Here is a 22,046-nt window from a genome sequence, read left to right as displayed (position 1 = left end):
CGACTACAACCACCGACACGCGATCGTCGCCTCTCGCTCACCGAGGCGTACCGAGGGGAGCCTGCTGTATGAGCGAGGACATCCCGGCGCTACCGCGCCGTATTTTTCTCGCTACGAGCTGCGCTACAGCGTGCCTGGCTGCCGCCGGATGCAGCGTCGGCGAAGCCCCGTCCGGTGAGGACACCGCTTCCGACGGTCCCGTCACCTTGTCGGTGAACGATGTTCCTGTCGGCGGTGGAATCGTGCTCGCCGACCGGCAGGTCGTCGTCACCCAACCGGAACCCGGTATCTTCCGGGCCTTCTCGGCTATCTGTTCTCACCAAGGGTGCACAGTGAACCGAGTTCGCAACGGCACGATCGAGTGCCCCTGCCACAACAGTGCGTTCTCGATCACCGACGGGGCGGTCATGCGCAGCCCCGCCACCGAGCCACTGCCGAACCGTGCCGTGACCAGAACCGTAGATACCCTCACAGTCGACTGATCCATCACCGGGCGCGAACATGCGAGGTGGACGGGTTCGGGGTGAACGGTCTCGACCGGGCCGATGTGCGGCACTCGAGGACCCACTCTGTGCCCCCACCCGACGGGTGCCGGTTCGGTACATCGCTGCCGTGTCGACGACAGCACAGCGTGCCGATCGCGCACCGGGTCGAGACCTGCCTACCAATTGACCTCTCGGCACCGGCCTTCGCCTTCCCGGGGTTCGACCTGCACAGTGGCGTGTTCGAGACCGAACTCGTTGCGGAGAACCTGCTGCGCTGCAGCGAGCACCCGCGGTGTCTCGGCCTCCGGGGCGACCGTCAGATGCGCCGACGCGACCTCCATCCCCGACGTCAGTGTCCATATGTGCAGATCGTGCACCTCTTCGACATCGTCGACATCGGTCAGGGCCCTTTCCACGGCGGCGACATCGATGCCCGCCGGAGCATGTTGCAGCAGAATTCGTACGGCGTGACGGCCCAGGTTGAACGCGCGTGGCAGGACGAACACGCCGATGGCGACCGCGATGACCGGGTCGGCGTACCGCCACCCGAACAGGACGGTGACCAGTCCGCTGACCAGTACGCCGATCGAGCCGAGCATGTCCGCCATCACCTCGAGATACGCACCCCGAACATTGAGGCTGTCCTTGGCGCCGCTGCGCAGCAGGACGAACGCGATGAGGTTCATCACGAGCCCGAGGGTGGCCACCGCCATCACCGGGACGCCGGGGACCTCGGGCGGATTCGTGATGCGTTGCGCGGCTTCGTAGAGAATCCAACCGGCCACACCGAACAGCAGAAGTGCATTGAACAATGCGGCGAACACCTCGGCTCGGTAGAGCCCGAACGTGCGGGCAGCCTTGGTCGATCGTCGCTGTGCGAGTGTGATCGCCACGATCGCCATCAGCACCCCGAACACGTCGGTGAACACGTGTGCGGAATCGGAGAGCAACGCCAGCGACGAGGTGGACAGGCCGACGACGACCTGCGTCACCAGGGTGACCGCCCCCAGACCGACAGCGATCCACAGTCGCCCGAGGTGCTTACCGGACGCGCTGGCCGGTGAACCCGGCTCTATCCCGTGGCCATGTCCGTGCCCCATCGTTGCTCCTTCGTCGTGTCAGATCCGCAGAACGACAACATATTGCGATATGCGCATACATGCAAGTGTTGAAGGATCATCCGGCGGTGGCTGCCCGGACTCGTACAACTATCATTCGTAGTAGTTCATTGTCGGCGCAGGTCGGACTGCCTCGCGCCCATGCCGGAAACACGATCCACCGGGAAGAGGCGCACACCATGGCCACCGAAGCGGCCCATTCGACCCGCGGCGCAGTGGATCGACGCTCCGGATCGCAGGTGATGGTGCTGTGCGCAGCGATTGCCGCGGTGGTCGCTGCACTGCTCGCAGCGATGTCGACGTCGCAAGCGCTCGTGCTGTTGGGTCTGCCCGATCCGGGCCCGATCACCACGTACGGGATCCCGGCACTGACCGCGATCGGCGAGGTGGCTGCCGTCGTGGCGGCGGGGTCGCTGCTCCTCGCGGCATTTCTCGTTCCGCCTCAGAGGTCGGGTGTGCTCGACATCGACGGGTACGTAGCCGTCCGCACCGCGGCGAAGGCCTCCGCAGTGTGGGCGGTGTGCGCGGCGGCGTTGGTGCCGCTGACACTCTCGGACGCCTCGGGTCAACCTGTCGGATCCGTTGCAGCGCAACCGGTGCAGTTCCTCGGTGCGATCGGCGATGTCGAGGCCTCCACTGCATGGGCCATCACCTCTGCGGTCGCGGCGATCACCGCCGCAGCATGCGCGGCGGTGTTGCGGCATCGATGGACCCCCGCCTTGTTCGCCCTGTCGATGCTCGCGTTGATCCCGCGCGCGGTCACCGGCCACTCCTCGACCGGCGGCAATCACGACATCGCGACGAACTCGTTGATCCTGCACATCCTCGCTGCCGCGCTGTGGGTGGGCGGACTCCTCGCACTTCTCGCTCATGCGCTGCGCGGAGGTGGGCACCTTGCCGTCGCGACCCGCCGCTACTCGACGCTCGCTCTGGTCGCGTTCGTGATCATGGCGGTCTCCGGAGTGGTCAACGCTGCCGTGCGAGTGCCCGTGACGTCGCTGTGGGATTCGACGTACGGCGCTCTGATACTGGCGAAGATCGCAGCTCTGGCGATCGTGGGGACCCTCGGGTGGATACAGCGACGACGAACGGTCCGCGCTCTGGCTCACGACCCCGCGAGGCGCAGATCCCTGATCACGTTGTCGATGATCGAGACCCTCGTTCTCGTCACCACCGTGGGCCTGGCGGTCGCACTGGGCCGCACTCCCCCGCCCCCGCCGCAGGACACCTCGCTGCCCCAGGCGCACGAAGAGGCCTTGGGCTACGTGTTGGACGGCCCGCCCACCGCTGCGCGGTTGGCGTTCGAGTGGCGTTTCGACCTGGTGTTCGGCTCCGCGGCGGTGATCGCGGCCGTCCTGTATCTGGTGGCCGTGCGGCGCCGTCGGCGGGCAGGCCTGTCATGGCGGCGGCGGTGGACAGCGAGCTGGTTGGCGGGTACTGCGGTGCTGCTCGTGGCGACCTCGTCCGGGGTCGGGTTCTACAGCCCGGCGATGTTCAGCGTGCACATGGCGGGACTGACCGCGGTCGCCGTCGCCGTGCCGTTGCTGTTGGTCCTCGGCCGACCGGCAACCTTGTTCGCCTCGGTCCTGCCGACCGCGTCGGCCGCCGAAGCACCGGGCTCGCGCGAATGGCTCCGGGCTGCATGGCAGAGCCGAGCAGCCCGGATCGCGATACACCCGTGGGTCAGCACCACGGTGTTCCTGAGCAGCTTCTACCTGCTCTACCCCGGCGGACTGTTCGACACCGTCGCCGACTCGCATGTGGCACACATGGTGATGAAGGGCTGGTTCCTGACCGTCGGGATGGTGATGTTCTGGGGCACGGTCGGCGAAGACCCGGTACCGAGACCGATCGCGGGACTGACGAAGTTGCTCGCGAGTATCACCGCATTGGCCGGGTTCGCATTCTTCCTCGTCGTGACGATCGATCTCGAGACCGCGCTCGGAGCGAGCTTCTACAGCGGACTGCGTCTGGACTGGAACGCAGACCTGCTGGCCGACCAGCGGCGCGGCGGCACTCTGGCGTGGGGCATCGGGGAGTTGCCGTTGCTCGCTGCCGCGGTTCTCGCCGCGGTCCGGTGGTCGGCGGCCGACGAGAGCGCGGCACGGCAACGAGACCGCCGAGTCGACGATCAAGGTGATACCGAACTCGAGGCGTACAACACCATGCTCGGTGGCCTGTCCTCTCGGCGCGATCACCCCTGATACCCGAAACGCCCAGCCCTGTTCCGGTGCGGATGTCGTAGCCCGGCGGGATGTCGTAGCCCGGCGGGATGTCGTAGCCCGGCGGGATGTCCTCCGAGGACCGTGACCAGCGGTACGGACGAATCCGGGTCGAGTGGGATGGAAAAACTATGCTCGATAGTAGTAACCTGTGGCCTGACCGTCACCATTTCGTTATCTCGAGCGAGGCCACGGCCTCGTAGCCACCAAGGATTGTGATCTTGGCCCGACACCGCACACCCGATCCGATCGACGACGACTACGCAGCGCCGGCACCCGGCGTCGCGGTCTCGATGCCCGTCGGCAACAGGCCGACGGCGCTCATCGATCACCCCCGTCATCGACACGCCGGGTTCGCACCCTCGCGTTTCGTGACCGAGTCGCCCGCCGAGACCGTGTACTCCGACAATCGGTCGCAGGACGAGCACACGCCTTCGGCGCAGACGCCCGCACCGGATGTACCCGCTCACGCGGTCAGCGCCGCCTGGGACACCGCGGCCGCGGACACTGCCGCGTCGATGTGGGTGCACGTGGCCGGTCCGGACGAGACGACACACGGCGACGGTGGCCGCGATGTAGTGCAGGCCGTGTCGCGACGTGCTCGCCGCGGACTTCATCGCCGCCGGGTGCCGAAGCCGGGTGGCCGCGCCATCGCTGCGTCGGTCGCGGTCGGTGCCTTTCTGTCCGCGGCAGCGACGTCTCCGAACACCGGGTCGCAGGACAGTGTGGCGCTCAGCGCTGCGAGTATCGATAGCCCTCCCGCCGGCGTCCTGCCGCCGAGCCCGGTCGTCGCCTCACCCCCGCAGGTGTTGCAAATGCCCGATCTCGATGTCGGCCGGCTCGCGCAGCGCATGACCGAGCAACTCGCCGAGGGGGGAGTTCGGGCGGCGGAGCGCGCCGCACGCGATGCCGAGGCGCGGCGCCCGCTCTCGGTGGTGCCGGTGTCGGGCACATTGACCTCCAGTTCTGGGCCGCGTTGGGGGACAACGCATTACGGACTCGACATCGCCAATACGATCGGGACGCCGATCGTATCGGTGACCGACGGTGAGGTCATCGAAGCAGGGCCGGCGCAAGGGTTCGGCCTGTGGGTGCGTATTCGTCAGGACGACGGCACGATCGGGGTGTACGGCCACATAGACCAGGCGCTCGTCACCGCCGGTCAACGCGTGAAAGCCGGCGAGCTCATTGCTACGGTAGGCAACCGAGGCCAATCCACCGGACCCCACCTGCATTACGAAGTGTGGCAACCCGACGGTGCCAAGTCCGACCCGACGGCGTGGCTGTCGGCACGCGGAGTCGATATCACCTGACACGACGAGGAAAGAAGAACTGGCGATGAAAAGGCTCGGTGATCTCGAAGCGGAGGTGATGAACGTGCTCTGGCAATGTGATCGACCGCAGTCGGTCCACGACCTGCGTGAACGCATGGCCGACAGAAACCCCGCCTACACCACGATCCTGACCGTCGTGACCCATCTCCACGAGAAGGGGTGGGTCGAGCGGACCAAGCAGTCACGCGCCTATCTCTACTCGCCCGTGCAATCTCGGGCCGAGGCCACCTCGCAAGCGCTGCGCGAAATCCTCGACACCAGCACCGACTCGGCCGCCGTGCTGATGCATTTCGCGAAAACCGTCACCGACGACGAACTGGACGCCCTGCGGGGGAACCTGCCGGACGCGAACCGGTGATCGTCGCACTGGCATTACTCCTCGCCGCGACCCTGGTGGCCGTTGCCATGCCGCCGCTGCTGACCTCACTCACCCGCACCGTCGGCCCCTCTCTCGCCTTGACCGCTTGGATCGGCAGCATCGCCGGGGTGCTGTTTCTCGTGGGATCCGCGGTGGCGGTGTTGCTCTGGCCCGGCCATGCGCCGGCCGAGGGCATGGTCGAACTCGCCGTCCGCTGCCTGGGCTCGCTGCAACACGCGGCCCAGCCGTGGATCGGGGAAGCGGTCGCCGGGGCATCGGTCGTCCTCGCGGCGTCGGCATCGGCGCGCGTCCTGCGCTCGACTCGCCGTCAGCTTCGAGCGCGGTCCAAAGTCCGCGACTATCACCGCGATGTCATCGCCGTCGTGGCGCGCACGGACCCCGGACCCGAACCGATCATGTGGCTCGACCACCCACTCCCGCTGGCCTACAGCATCGACGGTCGCCCCGGCTACGTCGTGGCCACCGAAGGCCTGCTCGCCCATCTCGATCCCGAACAACAGCGAGCAGTGATCGCACACGAACGTGCCCACCTGCGCGGGCGCCATCACCGCATCGTCAACATCTGCGAGATCCTGGCCAAAGCGCTTCCTCGCGTTCCCCTCTTCGCCGCGGCACCCGCGGCGGTACGGGTCCTGGTCGAGGTCGCAGCCGACCGGTCCGCGGCCGCAGTCACCAGCGCCGACACTGTACGTTCGGCATTGTCGACGGTCTCGCAGGCGCATTCTGCGCGGCCACTGTGGGCACTGGGCCTGATCGGGGACTCGACCACCGAGCGGTTGCATCACCTCGACACGAGCGCGCAAACACCGAGCCGAACCCGAGCGGGCGCTTATGCTGCCGCCGCCGTGCTGCCCCTCGTCGTGCCGGCCGTGTTGGCCGTCGTCTCGCTCAGCGCGGTCTCCGCCGCAGCGTGCGCGGTCCTGCTGATCTGAACAACCCCAAATACTATGCTGCATAGTATTTGGGTTACGCTGGCGGACGCGTCCTGTAATTCGCGTGCGACACGAAGGTGGTTCCATGACGGCGTTGACATCTCCTCCGGCTGCGCCGGCGGTTCGCCCCTATCCACCCCGCGGGGCCCGCAAGGGGTCGTTCCTGCACACGATGGTCACCACCACCGATCCGAAGGTCATCGGACTGATGTACTTGGTGACCTCGTTCGGGTTCTTTCTCGTCGGTGGCCTGATGGCGTTGATCATGCGCTCCGAGCTCGCGGTCCCGGGAATGCAGTTCCTCTCCAACGAGCAGTACAACCAGCTCTTCACCATGCACGGCACGATCATGCTGCTGCTCTACGCCACCCCGATCGTCTTCGGCTTCGGCAACTACATCCTGCCGCTGCAGATCGGCGCACCCGATGTCGCCTTCCCCCGGCTCAATGCCTTCTCCTACTGGCTGTACCTGTTCGGCGCACTGGTCACCACCGCAGGTTTCATCAGCCCCGGCGGTGCCGCAGACTTCGGCTGGACCGCGTACACCCCGTTGAGCAGCGCCGTCTACTCCCCCGGTATCGGATCCGACCTGTGGATCGTGGGCCTGCTCGTCGCCGGCCTGGGCACCATCCTGGGCGGGGTCAACATGGTCACCACCGTGGTGTGCCTGCGCGCACCGGGAATGACGATGTTCCGGCTACCGATCTTCACCTGGAACATCCTGGTGACCTCGATCTTGATCCTGCTGGCGTTCCCACTGCTGACCGCAGCACTGATGGGCCTGCTCGCCGACCGTAAACTCGGCACCCACATCTTCGATCCCGCCAACGGCGGAGCGTTGCTCTGGCAGCACCTGTTCTGGTTCTTCGGACACCCCGAGGTCTACATCATCGCGCTACCGTTCTTCGGAATCGTCTCGGAGATCTTCCCGGTCTTCTCCCGCAAACCCATCTTCGGGTACAAGGGGTTGATCTACGCCACCGTCGGCATCGCCGCCCTGTCCATCGCGGTGTGGGCGCACCACATGTACGCCACCGGTGCCGTGCTGCTGCCGTTCTTCTCGTTCATGACCTTCCTCATCGCCGTGCCGACCGGGGTGAAGATCTTCAACTGGATCGGCACCATGTGGCGCGGCCAGGTCACCCTCGAATCCCCCATGCTCTTCTCCATCGGATTCCTGATCACGTTCGTCTTCGGTGGACTGTCCGGAGTGCTCCTGGCGAGCCCGCCCATCGACTTCAACGTCACCGACACCTACTTCGTCGTCGCGCACTTCCACTACGTCGTGTTCGGAACGGTCGTGTTCGCGACCTACGCCGGCATCTACTTCTGGTTCCCCAAGATGACCGGCCGCATGCTCGACGAACGACTGGGCAAGTGGCACTTCTGGCTGACGTTCCTCGGCTTCCACGCCACCTTCCTCGTCCAGCACTGGCTCGGCGCCCAAGGAATGCCGCGCCGCTACGCCGACTACCTCCCGTCCGACGGATTCACCACCCTCAACCAGATCTCGACCGTGGGATCGTTCGTCCTCGGGGCCTCGACGCTGCCGTTCATCTGGAACGTGTTCAAGAGCTACCGCTACGGCGAAGTGGTCACCGTCGACGACCCCTGGGGCTTCGGTAACTCCCTCGAGTGGGCGACCAGTTGCCCACCCCCGCGGCACAATTTCATCGAGATGCCCCGGATCCGCTCCGAGCGGCCGGCGTTCGAGCTGCACTATCCGCACATGGTCGAACGCATCCGCGCCGAGCAGCACGTCGGTGGCCCGCACTCGGATTCGATCGCGCCCTCGGAAGTGATCACCGAAGCGATTGCCGGACCGGACGTATCGAAACGGCCGGACGTCGACAAGTAACACGGTCGACCGACCCCCGTAGGCTCACACCCCCTTACTACTAGTGCGCATAGTAGTAAGGAGAATCAGTACGACCAGAGGAGAACCGAACGTGAAACGATGGATGCTGGTCGCCGTGCTCATGTGCGGCACAGCACTGTTCTCCGCGGCCCCGGCATCGGCGCACAGTGAACTCGTCAGCTCCGACCCCCCGGCCGATGTGACGCTCGAGTTCGCACCGATCGGCGTCGGCCTCAAGTTCAATCAGGACATCAACGAATCGTTCGCGACCATCAGCGTGGTAGGTCCTGGCGATACTCAGTGGACGCAGGGTACGGCCACGGTCGAGGGCCCCGACGTATCGGTCCTGCTCGAGGACGGCCTACCCAACGGGCAGTACACCGTCGGCTACCGCGTCACCTCCGCGGACGGGCACCCGATCACCGGGTCGTACGGCTTTTCGGTCGACGTCGCGGAGACCGCCACCCGCCCGGACGCTGCTGCACAGCAATCGCAGGGCGGTGCGACCTCGCCGGCTCCCTCGACCACGCCGACGCAGGCCTACGATCCGAACAACCCGTCCGCCAGCGAGGACCGGCCACCGAAACAGAACACCATGATGCTGCTCTCCATCGTGGGCCTGACTGTCCTCGGTCTCGCTGCCATCGCCCTGACGTTGGTGATCCGAGGCAAGGACAAGCAATGACAGGGGCCCGATGAACATCGCCGCCGTAACTCCCCCGGAAGGCCCGCCGACCCTGGCAGCGTTGCTGAGCTTCGATCTTCCGCCGCTCCCGATCCTGCCGATCGCCGGCATCGTCATGGCCGGACTGTACTGCTGGGGGCTCTACCGGATCCGCGGCCGGGGTATCGCATGGTCACGGTGGCGGAGTGCGAGTTTTCTGCTCGGCTGCGCGGCGCTGGTCCTGGTGACCGGACTGCAGGTCGAACGCTACGGATACAGCCTGTTCAGCGTCTTCATGTTCCAGCATCTGACGTTGTCGATGACCATCCCACCGTTGTTGGTGGTGGGTTCGCCCGGACGACTTCTGTTGCGTGCCACCGCTCATCACGGAGCCGGGCGGTGGGTACTGATCGCGGCGCTGACGGGGTTGCGTAGCCGCGCCGGGCGCATCGCACTACATCCAGGTCTGACGATCCCGTTGTTCCTCTTCAGCTATTACGGGCTGTATCTGTCGTCGATCTTCGATGTTCTCGCCATCACAGTCATCGGGCACGTATCGATGGAGATCTTCTTCTTCGCCAGCGGGCTGCTGTTCATCATCCCTGTGCTCGCCGTCGGCCCCCTCCCCGTTCGGCAGAGCAATCTGGGCCGGTTGTTCGACCTGTTCGTCGAGATGCCGTTGCATGTGTTCTTCGGTGTCATCCTGATGATGTCGAGCACCCCCATGCTCGCCACGTTCGCCTCCCCACCCCCGGACTGGGGTGTCGATCCGGTATCCGATCAGAAGCTCGCCGGAGCGTTGGCGTGGTCCTACGGTGAGCCGGTGGCATTGCTGGTGGTGCTCATCTTCTGTATTCGGTGGAACCGGGACGAAAAGGAGGAATCGGCTGCCGCGGACCGGCACGCCGAAGAGGACGGGTACAGCGAACTCAACGCCTACAACGACTTTCTGAAAAAGATCGGTAGCGAGACCAGTCAACGGACCTGAGCTGTCGCGGCCGTCCCGCGCTCGGGGACTGCCGCGAGCTCATCGCCTGATCGCGCTTACTGGCAAGGGCACGATCGGGCGCATTCATCGCGCACGTGTGCCCGCCCCGATTCTGGCTCCCCGCTCACCGAGCCAGGCTTGCGGATCGACCTTCTGCCCCGCGGGAGATGTGGTCTCGAAATGCAGGTGCGGACCCGTCGAGTTACCGCGGTTCCCGACCTCTGCAATCCGATCGCCCTTACGGACGCGCTGACCCACCGTGACCGAATTTCCGTTGTTGTGCCCGTAGGTGGTGATCGATCCATCGTCGTGTCTGATCCGAACCCACAGCCCGAAGCCCTGTGCGGGCCCGGCGCTGATGACCGTTCCATCGGCCGCGGCGACGATCGGTGAGCCCAGTGAGTCGGCGATGTCGACACCGCCGTGTTGTGTCCCGCTTCGGGTGCCGAAATTCGAGGTGACCAGTCCGCTGCTGGGTGCGACAGCAGACGCAGTACCTCGGGAGGTGGCCGAGCCACCGGACGTGGAACCGCGCTGCTGTGCTGCATCAGGAACAGAATCTTCGGGCGCGGTCGTCTCGGATGCGGGAGGGGTGTCGGTGGTGCCGGGCACGGGCGAATCGCGGCCGGTGTTGCCCGTCACCGGATCCTGTTCCCCACCTCGGTCGCCGTCATGCGGGACTGCGGGGTCGAGGGCGTCGACCTGGAGCGATGCGGCGATACGAAGGGCCAGGAGTGGGTCGAGAGTCGCCAACGGGGCCAGGCAGGACAGGGACTGCGCCGGGGCATTCGAGACTCCACGGGCGATGGCGTCGACGATGCATCCTGCCGACGCGGACACCGGGCCGGCGGTGTCCGCGATGACGCCGCCGGCCTGGGCGGCGGCCCACGTCGAGGATGCGAAGGCTGCGAGGTCTGCCACCGCGATCGGATCGGTACCGATTGTCGCGGCCCGATCGGCCAGGCGGATCAACCGGCTGACGGCGTCGGCGGTCTGCTGACCTTCGACCTCGTCCCCGGACTCCACGGCCGGTTGACCCGGATTCGCTTCGGCTACCGGGGCGTGCAGGAACACCGCACCGAGTGCGGCACCGACGATCACGTATGTCCGCGCACCTCGGCATGCGCGACGTCGCCCGCCGCTCGGCGTCGTCTTTCCCGCGTTGTTCACGTGGTCACCCCACCCTTCTCGTTGAATGCCGGTCACGATCGCAGTGGATGCCGTGTCGGCCGTGGGTCAGTGTTGCGTGATCCCATCGACACCACAAGCCCCTTCTGTCACACTCTCGACTGCATTCGTCGCTGTTTCGCCTATCGATTCGGCGTCGAAAGTGAGTGCTTTGCACAGTAACTCGACGATTCGACGCCTTTTCATGCGTGCCGATGCCGGTCATGGGGGTCATCCCAATCGTTATTACTATGCAACATAGTATTTAGATATCGGCGTCAGCTCTCCGGCAACGGTGAGACCCCGTGTGCGCTCAGCAGGACATCGATCTGACCGACCTCGGCGGTTTGCGCGGAGGCGATCGAGCCCGCGAGCGCGGCGACAGCGGGAACTGTCGCGTTCGCTGCTCCCTGCTCTGCCATCGGGATTCCCCCACGATGGTGGCGGCGGAGCAGTTGTAGATACCGGCCGTCGAATTCTTCGGCGTTCATCCGGCGAAGTGCCGTCAGCTCGGCGGTACTGGCCATGCCGGGCATCGACGTCGCGTCCTGTCCGCTGTCGTTCGCGGACGCGCTCATGTCCATCGGGTGACCCCCTGTCGAGCTGGCCCCGGTCATCCACGTCATCGTCGGGCCGTCGGGCAGATATGGCCTGTCCCACAGTGTCAACCAGCCTTGCATCGTGCCGACTTGGCTCTGCTGCGAGGTCAACACGTCGAAGGCGAGGGTCCGGATGACCGGATCCGTCGAGCGTCCCAACGCCATCGCCGACATCTCGATCGCCTGGTTGTGATGGACCGACATGTCCTGCGCGAAACCCACATCCACCGAATTCGATGCCGGTACGGCCACTCGTGCGCTGTCCGGTGTGAGCAGTACGCCGATGAGGACGCCGGACAGGACGAGAGCTGTCACCGCCAAGCCGATGAGCAGTGCCCTGGGCCTGGATCTGGGTCCCGTTTCCGCGGCGTCATTCTGTGCACTGTCGTTCTGTGCATCGTCGATCTGGGCATCGTCGGCCTGGCCGTGCACGGTCATCGACTCCCCTCCCCCATCGGCGCTGGCGCACTGTCGAGGGCCGGGTCTTCCTCGAGGGGCACCGCGTCCGGTCCTGGCTCGCTGGCGTCGAACGGCGGCGGGTTGTCGGGATCGAACGCGCCGGGAATGGTCGAGCAACTGGCTCCGCTCTCGGGGTGGGTCGAGGGGTTCTGTCGCAGAGCAGCGACGAACTGAGTGATGCGCCGGTCGGAGGCATTGTCGAGCTCGAGTCGATGGCCCCACGACTGCAGCGTGATCGGTGCCGTCAGGCCCGGGTAGGGCGACATCATCGTGTAGGGCTCGCCCTCGACCCGCCCGGCGAGTGAACCGACCTCGTCGGAGGAGACCCGGTTCGGGTCGTACGTCACCCACACCGCCCCGTGTTCGAGCGAATGAACCGCGTTCTCGCTGCGTAGCGGGACGGGGTACACCACTCCGGTACACGTCGCCCAGGTCTGGTCGTGAGGGCCGCCGAACGGCGGACTCTGATCGTAGGCAACTCTCTGAGCTGGTTCGACGTGCCGCGCGGCCGGATACTCGACCTCGACGACGCCGTCGATGCCGCGGGAGGGGTCCGGGTCGTCGGCGGTCGGCGCGAACCGCTCGGCCTGATTGCGTTCGAGGACGCGGGGGGCCAGGTTGTATCCGATCGCACCGACGAGCACGACGATGACGACACCCGCGCCTATCACCGCCCAGGGAGCGCGCACGCCCCCGGGCACTCCGGCTGGGCGTGATCGCCGAGTCGAGCTCCGTCGGCCTCGGGCGGGGTTTCTGCTGCTGTTCATATTGCTCCTCCATCAAATACTATGCACCATAGTATTTGAATCAAGGTCCCAGGAAGCCCCTACGCACGACAGGACGGCCGATGCCGGTGTTCCGCGCACCCTCAACTGCTCGCGGGCAGCTTGCCCTTCATGTGCTGGCCTACAACGGTGCACGCCTGCTCTTCGTGTGTGTCGCCGCAGGAGTGCTTTTGGCCGTCGACGCACTGACGAGCCTTGACATTTCCTTCGTGTTGGTACTGCTTGGCGCACTTGCAGCAAGCCTGCCGCTGTCGGCACTGACCCTGAGGAAGCTCCGCCGAACCATCAATGCGGACATCGAAGCAGTCGATCGCACGCGCTCGATCAAGAAGCGAGGCCCCGCGGCGGGACGACCCGGCACCGACAAACCGTGACGTCGGCGCACGGACTTCGGCGTTGGCGTTGGCGTTGGCGTTGGCGGATCGTCCGTGTCGGTCACTGTTCGCCGACCCATTCGACGGACGCTTCGGCGTCCGGCTCGATGTCTAGTAGTTCCAGGGTGCGGTGCATCAGAGTCTCGATCCGATACTCGAGATCATCGACGAGGTCAGGCACATCGGCCAGAGCGGCGTGGGCACGGCGGCGGGCATCGACACCGATTAGCTAGTAGTCCGAGCCTGGTGCAGCTGACACCGGGTGCGGTGGTGTGCCGGTGACGTCAGTTTCCCGCTCGCCACGACCGCGTCGCCACGACAGGGGCGGGCGTGGATCGCGCCGGGGCAGTCGCCCGGAGCGGTGAGCAGCGATGACCGCCCCGACCGCTACCTGGGGCATCGGGTCGGCGGGAAACGGCACGACCCCACCGGTCGATCGGAACGGCGACGGGGCCTGGACGCACCGGCCACCTGCACATACCGGGAAAAGTCTCCCCCGGTACGTGCTCGGTGAGTAGTAGCGTCGAGGGGTAGCGATAGAACCGCAGGACAGTACGCCAGCGTTCCCACATCTCGGCGGGACGGAAGCCTTCCGACTCATCGGCTGATATCCGGACACTGTGCCGCCCACCGATCCACAGGGATGGAACTGACCACGCGCGGATGGGCCGCGAGTTCGTGCTACTTGAGCACGCAAATTACACCGCTGGGTGGGCTTGTCACCGAGGTCGGCAGACGAGGTGCAGGTGGGAGTTCGATTGCTTCCGAAGGGAATACGAACACCGAAGAACCGCCGAGTGAGCTGCACCTCATCGACTTGCGGCTCCGTACACGGCCGGGAGACTTGGTTGCATGACATCTTCTGTGGCACTCAGCCGCGAAACAGCCGTCGGCGCGGAGGCGCGACTGTCGTGGATACTGTCCGCGCTGGCCGGAATGGTGGGTGCTGTCGCATTTCTGCATTCGGCGGGGTATTTCGTGACGTTCATGACCGGCAACACCGAACGCGCCGTCATCGGGCATTTCGGCAGTCCGGAAGGTAAGCCCGTTGCACCCGGCGCATCGCCGTGGGCGGCGCTGGCTTTGATGGGTGCCTTTCTGGCGGGAGTGGTGATCGCGTCGATCTGCCGCCGCCGATACTGGTCCAATCACCCACACGGAGCAACAGTTGTCACGACCATCGCCCTCGCCGCGGCAGGGCTCATCGATATCGGGATATCCGGCTGGGCGTCCGACGACGTAAATTTCTATCCCATTCTGTTGGTTGCGTTCGCTCTCGGCGCGCTCAACACAGCATTCACGAAACGAGAAGAAACCTACATCCCCCTGAGCTACGTCACCGGCACCGTCGTCAAACTGGGCCAAGGGATCGAAAGACACCTACTGGGCGGCGGTACTTACCTCGACTGGCTTTGCTATGCAATGCTTCTCGGGTCCTTCGCAGCCGGAGGCGCAGCCGGGGCTCTGATCGGTGCCGCGATCACCGGACCTCAAGTACTCCTGGTTACCGCAGCCATCAGCCTGCTTGCAAGCATCTTCACCTTCACTCACACCGAGCGACGATCCCTATGGGGATAGGTCTATTCCCGGCCAGCGAAAACCTACGGGTCCGCGCTCCCGAGATCGTTCTGCTCCACCGGCGGACTCGACCAACAGAAACACTGTCGCAACGTGAATCAATCGGTTTGAGCGTGTGGAGAGGATGTTCGATACACACCATCTCTCGCTTGGCCCTGATCTCTTCGCCAAGGCGTCAGCGATGCCGGTAGTTGCTAGGTGGGTTGGGAGGTCGGTGCCGAAACCGTCAATAGTCGGCGACGCCGACGAGCGAGCTCGGTTTCGCAGCTACGTCGTGCACGGCCGCATCGGTCCCCGTGTGCGATCCGGATCGGAGCCATTGCCGACGACGGATACGGCAGATTCTGGGTCTCCCGCTGTGGACAACCGCGGGTGGTTCGCCCGCATCGCTACGCGTTGGCCATCGCGCTCGGTGGGTCGATCGACGAGTCGGTGAACGCATTGCACATGTCCGACAACCCGATCTGTGTACGAGTGACGCTGGACGAGGCGCAGCAACAGCCTCTTCACGTGGTCGACGGGAACCAATCGCAGAATCTGCGCGACATGGCCGCGAAAGGTCGCGGCGGTGGACGCCGCCGACCCGGGCTTTGGTACGGGCCGGATCGAGCCGCACGGGCGACGCGCGCCGGTTGCGTACGGCGGTACGCCATGGCCGAGACGACGTATCGGTGCAGGCAGCCTACTGAAGAGCGGTACACCCACGCTGTTCTCTCTAGCGTCGACGGATCGCAACCCACAGTCCGCAACGTCGGCAGATATAGGCAGCTCCCCCTGCCAGGGAGTGCAACTTCACGGTCGGGAAATCGCGACCACAGCAGGAACAGGCCGAGGTGCCGTCACTCTCACTGGACAGATTCATGAGCAAGCCCTTTCCGTCGAGAGTGACGGGAGAAGTTCGGCACTCCGTCTCCTTCCGCGTAATCGAATTCTACGACCTGTGCGCTGCCAACTTCAGCACGGATATACCGTGGGTGGATGGAGATCACCCTGCAGTATTTCGACGGTTGCCCGAACTGGACGGTCACTGCTGAACGGTTGCAGCTCCTCGCCGCGGAACACTCGGACGCCGTGCTCGTCTATCAACGCGTGGACACGGTGGACATGGCCGAACAGGTGCGTTTTCGTGGCTCTCCGACCGTTCTCGTCGACGGCGTCGACGTCATGGGCGACACATCCGCCGCAGTCGGTCTGGCCTGCCGTGTGTACATGACAGGTGACGGGCCGGCGGGTGCGCCGAGCATGGCTCAGCTCCGGGAAGCCATCCTCGGCTGACACCCGAATCGGGATACCCCAGGGGGTACTCATTGGTATCGTCGGTGACATACAGTCAGCTGATCGGCATGGTCGACGGGGCACAGCTCCGGCGGCCGGTTTGCTGAAAGCACTGACGGTGTTCGGCGTGCTGTTAATGCCTTCGGTGACACCGAACAATGAAGGTGATACAGCCGTGCTCGGGGGCCCGCATCCCTTTTTGAGTGCGGAGTCGCGGACGTCGCTGAATCCGGCGGTCGTCGATCCGACGAGATGTCCCGTGCGGGCGTTCTTCATCCCGCAGATGCGGGCCGTCCCGTCTCGACGGACCAGGGATCGACGCAGTTCGCAACCGTCGACACCGACGGCAACCTGATCGCCTTGCATAACGACGCCCCCGCACCCGAGGGACAGTTCTACCCGTCGCTCGACGGACGAGGGCGCACGATTGAAATTGGCTCGGCGCGGCGACTGCCGTCACCACTGACCGATCGACCCGCTCTTGGCAGGACCACTCAAGAGCCCATCGGACCACACATGATCACACCCGCAGCGGCGAGGGCACCGAACACGATCGGACTCGCGGTGATCGAGAGGACGATCAAGGACAGTTGGGTGCGGGCCCGCGCGTGCACGGGGGTGGACACAGCGACGGTGAGGCGATGAGCACGAGCGAGCACGTCGCCTCCGCTCGCGCCGAGGGCACCCGCGGGAGCGACGGACGAACCAGTGAGGGCGAGCAGACCACCGAGTAGCGCCCGCCGACCATGGGAGCGGGCAGCGCTGTCGTCCGCGCACATCTCGAGCAGCAGGGCGATCTCGGTCGCCCCGTCGCGGAACAACCGCATCCATGGAGCTGCCGCGGCGAGTCCGCGAACAGAGGCGAGCAGCAGGTGATGGCGACCGATTAGGTGAGCACGTTCGTGCGCCAAGACGGCGCCTAACTGATCCGGGACGAGTGCATCCAGGGCACCAGTAGTGATCACGATGGTCTTCGGACGGCCAGCAACGCAGTAGGCGAGCCGATCCGCGGTGTCGACGACCACCGCGTCGGTACCGGGCAGGCGTTGGCCGATCACCCTCGCCGTCCGGGCGTGGCGAAGCGTGTGCGTTCGCATCCGCAGCATGCCCCGCCCAGCCCTCCACACCACCAACGGAAGCGCCGCCGCAGCGACCGCGGAGACTGCTATCAGTGTTCCCTGAAGCAGTGCTGCGGCACGGCCGTCGATCGACCGGAGCACCTCGACGACGCACGCTGACACCCAGTGAGCGTCTCTGTTCCAATGCACCGCTTCGGTGACGAGCATGATCGCCGCGCCGGTCCAGGTCAGGATCACCACCGCCATTGCTGCACTCCAGGCAGCTATCCCGAGCTGCGGAGCGATGCCCCGGCGGGTCAGTCGCGCGAGCACAGGCGGACCGGCTACCGAGACCACGAGCCCGTAGAGCAGCAGGCACAGAGTCAGAGTCATCGCGACTGGCCGGGGTCGGTCAGTCTGCGCAACGCTCTTCGCACACGCTCCGACTCTTCGTCGCTCATCTGCTCGACGAAATGGGTGAGCACCAGGTCCGACTTGCCGCCCGCAGCGAACGCGTGACGCATCAGCCGGGCACTGTGCTCCTCGCGAGACAACGTCGGCCAGTAGTCGAACGCCTTGCCCCTACGGGTGCGCTCCAACCAGCCCTTACGGTGCAGGTTGTCCATCGTCGACATCACCGTGGTGTAGGCAATCACCCGCTGCTCGGCCAATTCGTCGAACAACTCCCGCACGGTGCTTCGCGCACCGCGGGCCCACAGGCGATCCATCACTACCGCCTCGAGTTCACCGAATCCGTTCACCCGCACCTATCGCCTCCTGCCCTGTCGTCTCCTGATCCTAGGGTCGTCGGTAACACGACATCTACTATCTATGTACGTACTCAGTATATGGTCGTGATGTCCCGTCTCCTCGGGACCAGAATTGAGGGAGATTCCGATGACCGAACTGATGACCAACCTGCAGACGTGGTGGGATTGCCAGATCATGATGGCCACCGGCATGTGTGGGGACATGTGCGCCGCAATGATGTGTTGCTGACCGGCTGACGACCTGCGATAGGATACTTCCCCCGACTTCCCGAAAGTCGGGGGAAGCTTGCCGGGCGAGCCTCTCGCGCGGCGTCGTACAGAACGAATCGACAGGGCGAGCGCAGTCTTTGACGATTGCGTACGGACGAAGACCAGGCTTGCCGAAGCCCTGCTGATCTGATCTCGTAACTCTCCTCGGCGACGGGGTGCCGGCGACGACGCTGCGCTTCCACGAAAGCGAGGGGCTGCTGCCGGCGGACCGAGCCCCGAACGGGTACCGCGTCTACGACAAACGAGCACAGCAACGGTTGGCGTTCATCACCGCCGCGAAAAGCTCGAAACTGACGCTGCCACAGATCAAGACGATGCTGCGCGCATGGGAGAACGACTCCTGCGCCGCTGTGAAGACCGGGCTGCGGCCAACACTGCGCGAGCACATCACCCGGGAGGAGGAGTCGATCGCGCAGCTCACCGAGCTGCATGCCGCAATGACCGGTGCGTTCGATCGTCTCGACGACACTCCCGACGCGTCGGCGCGCCGTTCGACCCGCAATGCAGCTGGTTGACCTCGGCCTCCTCGCCGTCTCGGACGGATTCGGCGAGTAGGGAATCGAAAGCGCCTTCGTAGCAGGTGCCACCGCGATCGGGAAGTCGGCGATCTCGACCGCGCCGTACGGAGCAACTGCGGTTTGTCGCGTGCGTCCGCAGGTCCGGTGACCGGGTCCCACACCACGGAGGTGTTCTTCGTCGTGCCGTCGTCCTGTCTCAGTACGGCACGACGAGGATCGGACTCGTGCCGACGAGACCGGGGCCGAGCATTCACGCATAGCGATCATACCGGGCTTAGATGCTATCATCGTTGCATGACGATCAATAAGGATGGCCGCCTGCCCGGCGGTTCCACGTCGACTTTCGATGCGGCAGTGTCGTTGTTCCACAGCCTTTCCGATGCGACACGGTTGGCTATCGTTCGCCGTCTCGCCAGCAGGGAGGTGCGTGTAGCGGACCTGGTGAGCGAGCTGGGGCTGGCACAGTCGACGGTATCGGCGCACATGGCGTGCCTGCGGGACTGCGGATTGGTCGTCGGTCGCCCCCAGGGCCGGCAGGTGTTCTACTCCCTCGTCCGGCCGGAACTGTTGGACCTGCTCGCTTCGGCCGAGACCCTCCTCGCCGTCACGGGGAACGCGGTGGCACTCTGCCCGGTTTACGGCACCGCGCCCGCCGGGTCGGCGGTGACCGGATGAGCGACGCATGCGGCTGCGGCCACGACGAACCCCGCCTGGACGGCGACGAGGAGCACGAACCCGACAAGCTGTGGCAGATCACCGAGATCCGAGCTGCCGCGGTGGCCGGTGCACTGCTGGCGGCAGGGCTGATCATTGACTGGATCGGCGGCCCTGATCGGCTGACCCTGGTGCTCGAATCACTCGCGTTGATCGTCGCCGGCTACACCTTCGTCCCGTCGACCCTTCGGCGGCTCGCGCGCGGCAAGATCGGTGTCGGCACCCTGATGACCATCGCGGCGGTCGGTGCCGTGATCCTTGGTGAGGTCGGCGAGGCCGCGATGCTCGCGTTCTTGTTCGCGATCAGCGAGGGCCTCGAGGAGTACGCGGTCGCCCGCACACGGCGAGGTCTACGGGCACTGTTGTCCCTGGTTCCCGACACCGCCACAGTCCGACGAGACGGCCTCGAGCAGGCGGTGTCGCCGACCGAGTTGATGCTCGGGGAGATGATGATCGTCAAGCCCGGCGAGCGCATCGCCACCGACGGCACCATCCGCCGCGGCACCACCGCGCTCGACACCTCGGCGATCACCGGCGAATCGGTGCCCGTCGAGGCCGGGCCCGGCGACGACGTGTATGCCGGGGCGATCAACGGAACCGGCGTTCTCGAGGTGGAGGTCTCCGCACGTGCCGAGGACAACTCGCTGGCCAAGATCGTCCGGATCGTCGAGGCCGAGCAGTCCCGCAAGGGTGAGGCTCAGCGGTTGGCCGACACGATCGCCAGGCCCCTGGTGCCGGCAATCATGGTCGCCGCCGCCCTCATCGCCGCCGTGGGCAGCCTGCTCGGCGAACCACGGGTATGGATCGAACGCGCACTGGTCGTCCTCGTCGCCGCCTCACCGTGCGCACTGGCCATCGCCGTCCCGGTCACCGTCGTCGCGGCGATCGGCGCCGCCAGCAAACTCGGCGTCCTGGTCAAGGGAGGCTCAGCTCTTGAGGCGCTGGGCCGCATCCGCGTGATCGCGCTCGACAAGACCGGCACCCTGACCCGCAACAAGCCGGTCGTCATCGACGTCGCCACCGCGGACGGTGCGACCCGCGAACAGGTCCTCGCCGTGGCCGCAGCGCTGGAAGTGCGCAGCGAGCACCCCCTGGCCGCGGCGATCCTCGCCGCCGTCGACGACCACACACCCGCCGACGACGTCGTCGCAGTCACCGGAGCCGGCCTCACCGGCCGCCTCTGCGGCGACGACGTCCGCCTCGGCCGACCAGGGTGGATCGACCCCGGCCCGCTGGCCGCGGACGTGGAACGGATGCAGCACGCCGGAGCCACCGCCGTCCTCGTCGAACAGGACGGCCGCACCCTCGGCGCGATAGCGGTCCGCGACGAACTGCGACCCGAAGCCGCGGAAGTCGTCGCCGGTCTCCGCCGCGACGGGTACCACGTCGCGATGCTCACCGGGGACAACGAACGCACCGCCCGCGCACTGGCCGCCGACGTCGGCATCGAGGAGGTCCACGCGGATCTGCGACCGGAGGACAAAGCACGCATCATCGGCGACCTGAAGGGCCGCCGGTCGACCGCGATGGTCGGCGACGGCGTCAACGACGCCCCCGCACTGGCCACCGCCGACCTCGGTATCGCCATGGGCGCCATGGGCACCGACGTGGCCATCGAGACCGCCGACGTCGCCCTGATGGGTGAGGACCTGCGGCACCTGCCGCACGCCCTGGCCCACGCGCGCCGATCCCGACGCATCATGCTGCAGAACGTCGGGCTGTCGCTGGCGATCATCACCGTGCTGATGCCGCTCGCCCTGTTCGGAATCCTCGGCCTGGCCGCGGTGGTGCTGGTGCACGAACTCGCCGAGATCGTGGTCATCGCCAACGGAGTCCGCGCCGGCCGCACCCACCCCCTGTCCGCCGCAGCGGTGCCCGCACCTGCCCCGGCAGCAGCCGAGGCCTGGACATGAGCCCAGACCCCACTTCGGGCCCGATGCCGGGTGTCTCGACCGGGGGACGCTCGGCGACTCGATCCCGGTGGACCCTGGCGATCGTCGTCGCCGTCCTCGTCGCGGCGGCACTCGCGGCCGACCCCGTCGCCCGCCGCGCACTCTCCGACGGCCGCGTCATCGAACTGGGGTTGCTGCAACTCAGGCTTGCCTACAACAGCGGTGTCGCCTTCAGCGTCGGGAACGGGCTGCCGCCAGGGGTCATCATCGCGGTCACCGCCATCATCACTCTCGCCATCGCCGTGTACGCGTGGCGCACCGTCCCCGTCGGCTCACTGACCGGGACGGTGGGGCTGTCGGCGGTCGTCGCCGGAGCGGCCGCCAACGTCATCGACCGCGCTGCCGACGGCCGCGTGACGGACTACTTCCACACCGGATGGTGGCCCACCTTCAACCTCGCCGACACCTACCTCACATGCGGCGTAGTCCTGGTCGTCCTCGCGTCGCTCCGGGAGGGCCGAACCCGCGTCGATCCCACGGGCACGGAGCAACGATCCGTATGACTGCTCCCCGACCTCGAATCCGATCGACCTCCATGACGGTCGCG

21 protein-coding genes are annotated in these 22,046 nt (G+C 66.0%); 15 read left to right on the top strand and 6 right to left on the bottom strand.

Annotated elements, in window-relative coordinates:
- The first annotated feature begins 68 nt into the window (after window positions 1–68).
- A complete protein-coding gene (locus RFA01S_RS22705) occupies window positions 69–482 on the top strand; it encodes a Rieske (2Fe-2S) protein (protein ID WP_027494222.1) in 414 nt (137 codons plus the stop codon).
- A gap of 179 nt (window positions 483–661) precedes the next feature.
- On the opposite strand, the gene RFA01S_RS22700 is transcribed toward RFA01S_RS22705, so the two are convergent.
- Window positions 662–1,585 carry a cation diffusion facilitator family transporter gene (locus tag RFA01S_RS22700; protein WP_008720942.1) on the bottom strand — a complete coding sequence of 308 codons (924 nt, stop codon included), beginning with the start codon at window positions 1,583–1,585 and terminating at the stop codon, window positions 662–664.
- A 197-nt stretch (window positions 1,586–1,782) separates the two neighbouring features.
- Here RFA01S_RS22700 and RFA01S_RS22695 point away from each other — a divergent pair, with 197 nt between their 5' ends.
- The 7 genes from RFA01S_RS22695 to RFA01S_RS22665 all read left to right on the top strand — a co-directional run bounded on the left by RFA01S_RS22695 (window position 1,783) and on the right by RFA01S_RS22665 (window position 9,980).
- Complete coding sequence (locus tag RFA01S_RS22695) at window positions 1,783–3,807, top strand: bifunctional copper resistance protein CopD/cytochrome c oxidase assembly protein (protein WP_032373357.1); 2,025 nt, start codon at window positions 1,783–1,785, stop codon at window positions 3,805–3,807.
- A gap of 536 nt (window positions 3,808–4,343) precedes the next feature.
- Window positions 4,344–5,138 (top strand): M23 family metallopeptidase, encoded by a 795-nt coding sequence (locus tag RFA01S_RS22690; protein ID WP_080733228.1) that lies wholly within the window; start codon window positions 4,344–4,346, stop codon window positions 5,136–5,138.
- A 25-nt stretch (window positions 5,139–5,163) separates the two neighbouring features.
- Window positions 5,164–5,517, top strand: coding sequence for a BlaI/MecI/CopY family transcriptional regulator (locus tag RFA01S_RS22685; RefSeq protein ID WP_027494220.1), 354 nt, complete (start codon window positions 5,164–5,166; stop codon window positions 5,515–5,517).
- Window positions 5,514–6,470: a M56 family metallopeptidase gene (locus tag RFA01S_RS22680; protein WP_008720986.1), complete on the top strand. Its 957-nt coding sequence runs from the start codon at window positions 5,514–5,516 to the stop codon at window positions 6,468–6,470. The genes RFA01S_RS22685 and RFA01S_RS22680 overlap by 4 nt, the downstream gene beginning before the upstream one ends.
- Before the next feature lie 85 nt (window positions 6,471–6,555).
- Window positions 6,556–8,328, top strand: a complete 1,773-nt coding sequence (gene ctaD / locus RFA01S_RS22675; RefSeq protein ID WP_072692203.1) for an aa3-type cytochrome oxidase subunit I — start codon at window positions 6,556–6,558, stop codon at window positions 8,326–8,328.
- 91 nt (window positions 8,329–8,419) lie between these two features.
- Entirely contained in the window at window positions 8,420–9,013 is a 594-nt protein-coding gene (locus RFA01S_RS22670; RefSeq protein ID WP_008720475.1) for a copper resistance CopC family protein, read from the top strand.
- 10 nt (window positions 9,014–9,023) lie between these two features.
- Window positions 9,024–9,980, top strand: a complete 957-nt coding sequence (locus RFA01S_RS22665; RefSeq protein ID WP_027494218.1) for a cytochrome c oxidase assembly protein — start codon at window positions 9,024–9,026, stop codon at window positions 9,978–9,980.
- An 84-nt stretch (window positions 9,981–10,064) separates the two neighbouring features.
- Here RFA01S_RS22665 and RFA01S_RS22660 read toward each other — a convergent pair whose 3' ends face one another.
- The 3 genes from RFA01S_RS22660 to RFA01S_RS22650 all read right to left on the bottom strand — a co-directional run bounded on the left by RFA01S_RS22660 (window position 10,065) and on the right by RFA01S_RS22650 (window position 12,972).
- Complete coding sequence (locus tag RFA01S_RS22660; protein WP_237606110.1) at window positions 10,065–11,186, bottom strand: M23 family metallopeptidase; 1,122 nt, start codon at window positions 11,184–11,186, stop codon at window positions 10,065–10,067.
- Window positions 11,187–11,425: 239 nt separating this feature from the next.
- The gene (locus RFA01S_RS22655) at window positions 11,426–12,184 is read right to left on the bottom strand and encodes a DUF305 domain-containing protein (protein WP_008720482.1); all 759 of its coding nucleotides are present in this window, start codon (window positions 12,182–12,184) and stop codon (window positions 11,426–11,428) included.
- Window positions 12,181–12,972 carry a thioredoxin-like domain-containing protein gene (locus RFA01S_RS22650; protein WP_032373348.1) on the bottom strand — a complete coding sequence of 264 codons (792 nt, stop codon included), beginning with the start codon at window positions 12,970–12,972 and terminating at the stop codon, window positions 12,181–12,183. Before RFA01S_RS22650 ends, RFA01S_RS22655 begins: the two co-directional genes overlap by 4 nt.
- Window positions 12,973–13,052: 80 nt before the next feature.
- Between RFA01S_RS22650 and RFA01S_RS22645 the strand changes: the two genes are divergently transcribed.
- The 3 genes from RFA01S_RS22645 to RFA01S_RS22630 all read left to right on the top strand — a co-directional run bounded on the left by RFA01S_RS22645 (window position 13,053) and on the right by RFA01S_RS22630 (window position 16,217).
- Window positions 13,053–13,364 carry a DUF4229 domain-containing protein gene (locus RFA01S_RS22645; protein WP_008720486.1) on the top strand — a complete coding sequence of 104 codons (312 nt, stop codon included), beginning with the start codon at window positions 13,053–13,055 and terminating at the stop codon, window positions 13,362–13,364.
- An 852-nt stretch (window positions 13,365–14,216) separates the two neighbouring features.
- Window positions 14,217–14,942 (top strand): YoaK family protein, encoded by a 726-nt coding sequence (locus tag RFA01S_RS22640; RefSeq protein ID WP_008720488.1) that lies wholly within the window; start codon window positions 14,217–14,219, stop codon window positions 14,940–14,942.
- A 978-nt stretch (window positions 14,943–15,920) separates the two neighbouring features.
- Entirely contained in the window at window positions 15,921–16,217 is a 297-nt protein-coding gene (locus RFA01S_RS22630; RefSeq protein WP_008720468.1) for a hypothetical protein, read from the top strand.
- Window positions 16,218–16,711: 494 nt separating this feature from the next.
- Here RFA01S_RS22630 and RFA01S_RS22620 read toward each other — a convergent pair whose 3' ends face one another.
- Entirely contained in the window at window positions 16,712–17,668 is a 957-nt protein-coding gene (locus tag RFA01S_RS22620) for a M56 family metallopeptidase (protein WP_008720467.1), read from the bottom strand.
- Window positions 17,665–18,042, bottom strand: coding sequence for a BlaI/MecI/CopY family transcriptional regulator (locus RFA01S_RS22615; protein WP_008720466.1), 378 nt, complete (start codon window positions 18,040–18,042; stop codon window positions 17,665–17,667). Before RFA01S_RS22615 ends, RFA01S_RS22620 begins: the two co-directional genes overlap by 4 nt.
- A 428-nt stretch (window positions 18,043–18,470) precedes the next feature.
- On the opposite strand from RFA01S_RS22615, the gene RFA01S_RS22610 reads away from it, so the two are divergent.
- From RFA01S_RS22610 to RFA01S_RS22595, 4 genes are all read left to right on the top strand, one after another.
- Window positions 18,471–18,830 (top strand): MerR family transcriptional regulator, encoded by a 360-nt coding sequence (locus RFA01S_RS22610; protein ID WP_008720465.1) that lies wholly within the window; start codon window positions 18,471–18,473, stop codon window positions 18,828–18,830.
- Between the two features lie 297 nt (window positions 18,831–19,127).
- On the top strand, window positions 19,128–19,508 hold the full coding sequence (locus RFA01S_RS22605) for an ArsR/SmtB family transcription factor (RefSeq protein WP_008720464.1): 381 nt from the start codon (window positions 19,128–19,130) through the stop codon (window positions 19,506–19,508).
- A complete protein-coding gene (locus RFA01S_RS22600; RefSeq protein ID WP_008720463.1) occupies window positions 19,505–21,460 on the top strand; it encodes a heavy metal translocating P-type ATPase in 1,956 nt (651 codons plus the stop codon). The genes RFA01S_RS22605 and RFA01S_RS22600 overlap by 4 nt, the downstream gene beginning before the upstream one ends.
- Complete coding sequence (locus RFA01S_RS22595) at window positions 21,457–22,002, top strand: signal peptidase II (protein ID WP_008720462.1); 546 nt, start codon at window positions 21,457–21,459, stop codon at window positions 22,000–22,002. The genes RFA01S_RS22600 and RFA01S_RS22595 overlap by 4 nt, the downstream gene beginning before the upstream one ends.
- Window positions 22,003–22,046: the final 44 nt, after the last annotated feature.

It is taken from the genome of Rhodococcoides fascians NBRC 12155 = LMG 3623 (assembly GCF_001894785.1).
Lineage (GTDB): Bacteria > Actinomycetota > Actinomycetes > Mycobacteriales > Mycobacteriaceae > Rhodococcoides > Rhodococcoides fascians.
Note: the sequence above shows the minus strand (reverse complement) of the source record. Positions and strands in the feature narration are given on the sequence as shown.

Bases quoted from the DNA above. Each gene is read 5' to 3' on its own strand.
- RFA01S_RS22655 (WP_008720482.1), bottom strand. From the start codon at position 12,184: ATGACCGTGCACGGCCAGGCCGACGATGCCCAGATCGACGATGCACAG.
- RFA01S_RS22595 (WP_008720462.1), top strand. From the start codon at position 21,457: ATGAGCCCAGACCCCACTTCGGGCCCGATGCCGGGTGTCTCGACCGGG.
- RFA01S_RS22640 (WP_008720488.1), top strand. From the start codon at position 14,217: ATGACATCTTCTGTGGCACTCAGCCGCGAAACAGCCGTCGGCGCGGAG.
- RFA01S_RS22700 (WP_008720942.1), bottom strand. From the start codon at position 1,585: ATGGGGCACGGACATGGCCACGGGATAGAGCCGGGTTCACCGGCCAGC.
- RFA01S_RS22690 (WP_080733228.1), top strand. From the start codon at position 4,344: ATGTGGGTGCACGTGGCCGGTCCGGACGAGACGACACACGGCGACGGT.
- RFA01S_RS22605 (WP_008720464.1), top strand. From the start codon at position 19,128: ATGACGATCAATAAGGATGGCCGCCTGCCCGGCGGTTCCACGTCGACT.
- RFA01S_RS22695 (WP_032373357.1), top strand. From the start codon at position 1,783: ATGGCCACCGAAGCGGCCCATTCGACCCGCGGCGCAGTGGATCGACGC.
- RFA01S_RS22705 (WP_027494222.1), top strand. From the start codon at position 69: ATGAGCGAGGACATCCCGGCGCTACCGCGCCGTATTTTTCTCGCTACG.
- RFA01S_RS22665 (WP_027494218.1), top strand. From the start codon at position 9,024: ATGAACATCGCCGCCGTAACTCCCCCGGAAGGCCCGCCGACCCTGGCA.
- ctaD (WP_072692203.1), top strand. From the start codon at position 6,556: ATGACGGCGTTGACATCTCCTCCGGCTGCGCCGGCGGTTCGCCCCTAT.
- RFA01S_RS22685 (WP_027494220.1), top strand. From the start codon at position 5,164: ATGAAAAGGCTCGGTGATCTCGAAGCGGAGGTGATGAACGTGCTCTGG.
- RFA01S_RS22620 (WP_008720467.1), bottom strand. From the start codon at position 17,668: ATGACTCTGACTCTGTGCCTGCTGCTCTACGGGCTCGTGGTCTCGGTA.
- RFA01S_RS22650 (WP_032373348.1), bottom strand. From the start codon at position 12,972: ATGAACAGCAGCAGAAACCCCGCCCGAGGCCGACGGAGCTCGACTCGG.
- RFA01S_RS22600 (WP_008720463.1), top strand. From the start codon at position 19,505: ATGAGCGACGCATGCGGCTGCGGCCACGACGAACCCCGCCTGGACGGC.
- RFA01S_RS22645 (WP_008720486.1), top strand. From the start codon at position 13,053: ATGCCGGTGTTCCGCGCACCCTCAACTGCTCGCGGGCAGCTTGCCCTT.
- RFA01S_RS22630 (WP_008720468.1), top strand. From the start codon at position 15,921: ATGGAGATCACCCTGCAGTATTTCGACGGTTGCCCGAACTGGACGGTC.